The sequence below is a fragment of the Sphingomonas sp. genome (genome assembly GCF_040398505.1).
Classification (GTDB): Bacteria; Pseudomonadota; Alphaproteobacteria; order Sphingomonadales; family Sphingomonadaceae; genus Sphingomonas.
The window spans coordinates 3,011-8,265 of sequence record NZ_JBBATX010000106.1 but is presented as its reverse complement, the minus strand read 5'-3'; the positions used below and the strand labels follow the sequence as shown (position 1 = coordinate 8,265).

The following is a 5,255-nucleotide window of genomic DNA, read 5'->3' as shown; positions in this document are numbered from 1 at the left end:
GCAAACTACCTCAGAAACAGCGGCTATGCTTCAACATCAATGTGACGGACTCTAGCGCGGCGCACCGCCAGCCGCGCGGTCACGCTGCCTCCCCTTCGTCCGCCACCTCGCGCGTTCCGGCATCGCCGATCGAGCGATCGACCAAGCCGCTGCGGATCATCCACCAGAACAGCAGCACGCCCGGAAAGGCGATCACCGTCGTCATCCAGTAAAAGTTCACATAGCCGAAACGCTCGACCAGCGCCCCCGCCGTCGTCGCGGTGAGCAACCGCCCGACGACGCTCGCCGCCGCCGAGATCAAGGCATATTGCGCGGCGGTGTAGCGCAGATCGGTCAGCGCGGAGAAATAGGCGATGACGGTGACGCCACCGATCCCGCTCGCAAAATTCTCGAAGCCGATCGCGCCGACCAGCCCCGGCACGCTGTGCCCCGCGCCCGCCAGCAACGCAAAGCTCGCATTCGACACCGCCATCAGCACCAGCGACAGCATCACCGACCGCTTCATGCCCATCCGCGCGTATAGCGCACCGCCGACGAAAATGCCGATCAGATACGCCCAAAAGCCGATGCCGACATCGTACAGCGCGATTTCGTCATTGGTGAAGGTCAAATCGTTGAGCAGCAGCCGCAGCACGATTTGCCCGAGCGTGTCGCCGATCTTGTGGATCAGGATAAACAGCAACACGATCAGCGCACCCTCGCGCCGGAAGAATTCGAGGAACGGCCCGACGATCGAGGCGACCACCTCATCGACCCCGCGCTTGGCCGCTGGATCACGGTGGCGGACAGGTTCGCCCATGATCAGCCCGGTCAGCATCGCCGGCAGCGCGAACAGCGCACAGGCCAGATAGGCACCCGCCCACCCGATCCGTGCCGCCAGCACGAGCGCCAGCGCGCCCGCGAGTACCGAGCCGATCCGCCAGCCATATTGCGTCATGCCCGATCCCACGCCGAGCTGATACGGCTTCAACGTCTCGATCCGATAGGCGTCGATCACGATGTCGAAGGTCGCGCCCGCAAACCCCACCAGCACCGCCGCGACCACCGTCGCGCCGATACTCGCTTTGGGATCGACCAAGGCGAGATTGGCGACCGCCGCCATCACCAGCACGCCAGCAAAGATCAGCCACGACACCCGCTGCCCGAGGTGCCCTAGCACCGGCAACCGCACACCATCGACCGCCCACGCCCAGAACGGTTTCAGATTATAGACGAGGAAACCCAGCGTGAACGCCGTGATCGTCTTCTTGTCGATCCCGTCCTGCGCGAGCCGACTGGTCAGCGTCGCGCCGATCATCGCATAGGGAAAGCCCGAGGAAACACCGAGGAAGAAGGCCGCGATCGGCGCCTTTTCGAAATAGGGCCGAATGCCGTCCCACCAACTCGGGTCACGCCCGATCACGCCGTCCATTCGTCGCTTGCCCCTTGCACCGTTCGCGCAGAGACTAACGGCTAAAATCAGGAGAGGAAGCGCCATGAACGCGCCGACCAAGATTAGCCTGCTCACCACCGGGCAACTCGCACTCGCCGCGCGTCTGGCAGAGGGCGCGACCGCGCCGACGGGCGACATCACCCATGTCGACGCCGCCACCTATACCTCCCCCGAGCGGCACGTCGCCGAGCAAGCCAAGATCTTCATCCGCGTTCCGCTCGTCATCGCGCCCTCCGCGCTGCTGCCGCAGAACAATATGGCGGTGCCGCATGACGGCTTCGGCAAGCCGCTGCTGATCGCGCGCGACAAGGATGGGCACGCGCAAGTCTTCCTCAACGTCTGCCAGCATCGCGGCACGCGGCTGGTCGAGGGGCGCGATCCGGTCTGCGCCGCCCGGCTGATCTGCCCCTATCATGCGTGGAGCTATACGCTCGACGGCAAGCTCGCCGCCCTGCCCCGCCCCGATGCGTTCCCCGGGCTCGACAAAGCGACGCTCGGCCTGAAGAAGCTGCCCACGCGCGAGCTGGGCGGGCTGATCTGGTTCGCCTTCGACGAGGATGCCGATTTCAGCCAAGCCGAGGCGCTCGGTGCCGATTTCACCGCGTTTGACATGGCCGGCCAATATCTCTTCCGCCGCCGCACGCACGCTGTCGCGGCGAATTGGAAGCTGATCATGGATGCCTTCCTTGAAAGCTATCACGTCCAGCGCCTCCACAGCGCGACGATCGGCCCGTTCTTCAAAGACGGCATTTCGGTCGCCGACCGGATCGGCCCGCATCAACGCTCCGCCGTGGGGCGCGAGGCGGCGCTGGCGGCCTGCGCGGCGGATGATTGGCCGACTTTGCGCTCGGCGATCACCTATACCTATCAGCTCTTCCCCGGCACCGTGCTGATCGTCAGCCCCGATTACATGAATTTGATGGTTATGATGCCGCAGTCCGAGGGGCGCGTCCTGGTCGAGGATTTCATGCTGATCCCCGAGGCACCGGGATCCGAAAAGGCGCTCGCCCATTGGGAAAAGAGCTGGAATCTGCTCGATGGCGGCGTGTTCGCGGGCGAGGATTTCCGTGCCGCGGCGCTGGGGCAGGAAGGGCTCGCGTCAGGCGCGATCGCGCGCATGACGCTCGGCACGCTGGAGACGGGGATTCGGCACTTTCATGACGCAGTCGAGGGAATGCTCTGATTTCCTCCCCTCCCTTCCAGGGAGGGGTTGGGGGTGGGTCGGTGTGGGGAGAGAGCAGCGCTCCCCTGAGAGCCACCCACCCCTACCCCTCCCTTTCAGGGAGGGGAGGCTACGTCACATCGACAAACAAATTAAACCCGCCCGGCAAGCGCTTGGGCGGCTTGCCGTCAAGCACCGCTTCGATCGCCGCGATCGCCGCGAGCAAATCGCGCTGCGCATAGGGTTTGGACAAGCACCCGGCCGCCACTGCGCGCCCGCCCTCGGGGCATTCGCCGGTCACGAACAGCACCGGCACACCCGCCGCGTGCGCGGCACGTGCGACGTCGATGCCGTTGCCATCGGCCAGGCTGATGTCGACCAGCACCAGGTCGATCTCCTCGCCACGATCGATCACGCCGATCGCATCGGCGACGCGGTCGACCGTCGCAACCACCACATATTCCGCCTCGCGCAGGAAATATTCGGTGTCGAACGCCACCAACGGCTCGTCCTCGACCAGCAACAACCGCACGATCCGTCGCTTCTTTTTACCGAACAACATTGGTCCGGGACCCCGCCTGTTATTTACTGCCGAAATGGCAGTGCGTCTCGCCCTCGTTACGCACCCGTGCCTTAACGCGCGGCTACGAGATCGGGCGCAAATTATTTTGTGCGCACGAACCGCCACAAATTCGCTATCAGGCGCATGTGTCCAAAGCTTTTACCCCCAAACCCGCAGCGAATGCCGCCCCCAAAGCACCCGTTCGTCCCAAGGACGAGCAGCGCATCGCCAAATTGCTCGCCCGCGCCGGAGTCGCCTCGCGCCGCGAGATCGAACGCATGATTGCCGAGGGGCGGATCGCGCTCGACGGCGTCGTGCTCGATACGCCCGCGACGATCCTGAAGTCGCTGACCGGCATCACCGTCGATGGCGTGCCGGTCGCCGCGCCCGAGGCGGCGCGGCTGTTTCTCTATCACAAACCCCCCGGCCTGCTCGTCACCGAGCGCGACCCCGCCGGGCGCCCGACAATCTATGATCGCTTGCCGCAGGATTTGCCGCGGCTGGTGCCGGTCGGGCGGCTCGATCTCAATACCGAGGGGCTGTTGCTCCTCACCACCGATGGCGAATTGAAGCGCCAGCTCGAACTCCCCGCGACCGGCGTAGAGCGCGCCTATCGCGCCCGCGCCTACGGCCCGATCACGCAGGAACAGCTCGAGGAATTGATCCACGGCGTCGAGATCGAAGGCGTGCGCTACGGCTCGATCGACGCCAATCTCGAACGCCGCACCGGGGCGAACGTCTGGATCGAGATGATCCTGACCGAGGGCAAGAATCGCGAAGTGCGCCGCGTGCTCGAATATCTCGGGCTCAAGGTCTCGCGGCTGATTCGCACGCGCTACGGCCCGTTCGTGCTCGGCGATTTGCCCGTCGGCGAGATTGGCGAGATCAAGCAGCACGACGTCGTCGCCTTCCGCAAGGACCCGACGCGGAAAGGGGGCGGCGAAGCCCCCAAGCTCGTCGAGAAAACCAAGCCTGCACCACGCGGCCTACGCGAAATCCCCTCGGCGCCGAAAGCCCCGACCCCCAAACCCGCGCCTGCCCGGCGCATCACCAAGGCATCGGCCAACCGCACCGACAAGGCTGCCTTTGCCGAGCCCGCCAAGCGCGTGCCGCAGCCGGGTCGCGACCCGGTGGTGCTGACCAAGGCGACCAAGGTGAAGCGTTTCTACGACGCCCCACCCAAGGCCGGCACCGCGCCGGTCGCGCCGCGCGCGATCGCGCCGGGCCAGCGCCCCAAGGTGTTCAACGCCGAGCTCGGCCGCAACGTCCGCGCGAAACCCGACCGGCCCGAGCGGACTGTGCGGCCTGAAAAGCCCGAGCGCCCGCCCGCCAAATCGACCCCGCGCACCGCCGGCAAGGCGCGCGCCGCCCCGTCCAAACCGCGCACCGTCAAGATCCACAAGAGCCGGACTCGCAAGTGAAGGCGCACGTTTCCGCAAGCGTCCTTCCCCGGCGTAGGCCGGGGCCCAGTTGCGAGCGCTTTGAACATCAGGCGAATCGCACGATTACATCGACCGTCGCGACTGGGCCCCGGCCTACGCCGGGGAAGGTGCTGATGGCAGGGTTTACATACGAATGAGAATCATCGCCGGAAAATGGCGCGGCCGCCCGCTGGTGGCACCCAAAGGCGACGCGACTCGCCCGACCGCCGACCGCGTCCGCGAGGCGCTGTTCTCGATGCTCGCCAGCCGCATCGGCAGTTTCGAAGACCTCGCCGTCGCCGACCTGTTCGCCGGATCGGGCGCCCTCGGGCTGGAGGCGCTGTCGCGCGGTGCGAAATCGTGCATCTTCGTCGAACAGGATAAGCCAGCGCTCGATGCGCTGCGCACCAACATCACCAAACTCGGCGGTGCCAGGGAAATCGGCGCGGATGTACGCGCACAAAGCGTGCTCGCGCTCGGCCATGCGACACACCCACTCGACCTGATCGTGATGGACCCGCCTTATGCCAGTGGCGCGGGCGCGGTCGCGCTCGACAAGCTCGCCCGGCTCGGCTGGGTTGGCGATGCGACCTGGGTGAGTATCGAAACCACCAAGCCCGAACTGGTCGAAGTGGCGGGCTTCGTCGAGGACGTCTCGCGCGTCCACGGCAAGGCGCG

Annotated in this window: 5 protein-coding genes; 3 read left to right on the top strand and 2 right to left on the bottom strand. The window is 65.9% G+C overall.

Going from position 1 to position 5,255, the window contains the following annotated elements:
- Window positions 1-79 precede the first annotated feature (79 nt).
- Window positions 80-1,411 (bottom strand): AmpG family muropeptide MFS transporter, encoded by a 1,332-nt coding sequence (locus tag ABWP09_RS11960; protein ID WP_353205360.1) that lies wholly within the window; start codon window positions 1,409-1,411, stop codon window positions 80-82.
- Between the two features lie 64 nt (window positions 1,412-1,475).
- Between ABWP09_RS11960 and ABWP09_RS11955 the strand changes: the two genes are divergently transcribed.
- The gene (locus ABWP09_RS11955; protein WP_353205359.1) at window positions 1,476-2,615 is read left to right on the top strand and encodes an aromatic ring-hydroxylating oxygenase subunit alpha; all 1,140 of its coding nucleotides are present in this window, start codon (window positions 1,476-1,478) and stop codon (window positions 2,613-2,615) included.
- 109 nt (window positions 2,616-2,724) lie between these two features.
- Here ABWP09_RS11955 and ABWP09_RS11950 read toward each other — a convergent pair whose 3' ends face one another.
- Window positions 2,725-3,156, bottom strand: coding sequence for a response regulator (locus tag ABWP09_RS11950; protein WP_353205358.1), 432 nt, complete (start codon window positions 3,154-3,156; stop codon window positions 2,725-2,727).
- Window positions 3,157-3,302: 146 nt separating this feature from the next.
- Between ABWP09_RS11950 and ABWP09_RS11945 the strand changes: the two genes are divergently transcribed.
- Together ABWP09_RS11945 and rsmD are read left to right on the top strand one after the other, a co-directional pair.
- Entirely contained in the window at window positions 3,303-4,577 is a 1,275-nt protein-coding gene (locus ABWP09_RS11945) for a pseudouridine synthase (RefSeq protein ID WP_353205357.1), read from the top strand.
- 154 nt (window positions 4,578-4,731) lie between these two features.
- Window positions 4,732-5,255 (top strand): 16S rRNA (guanine(966)-N(2))-methyltransferase RsmD (gene rsmD, locus ABWP09_RS11940; RefSeq protein ID WP_353205356.1); only part of this gene is annotated, 524 nt, incomplete at its 3' end.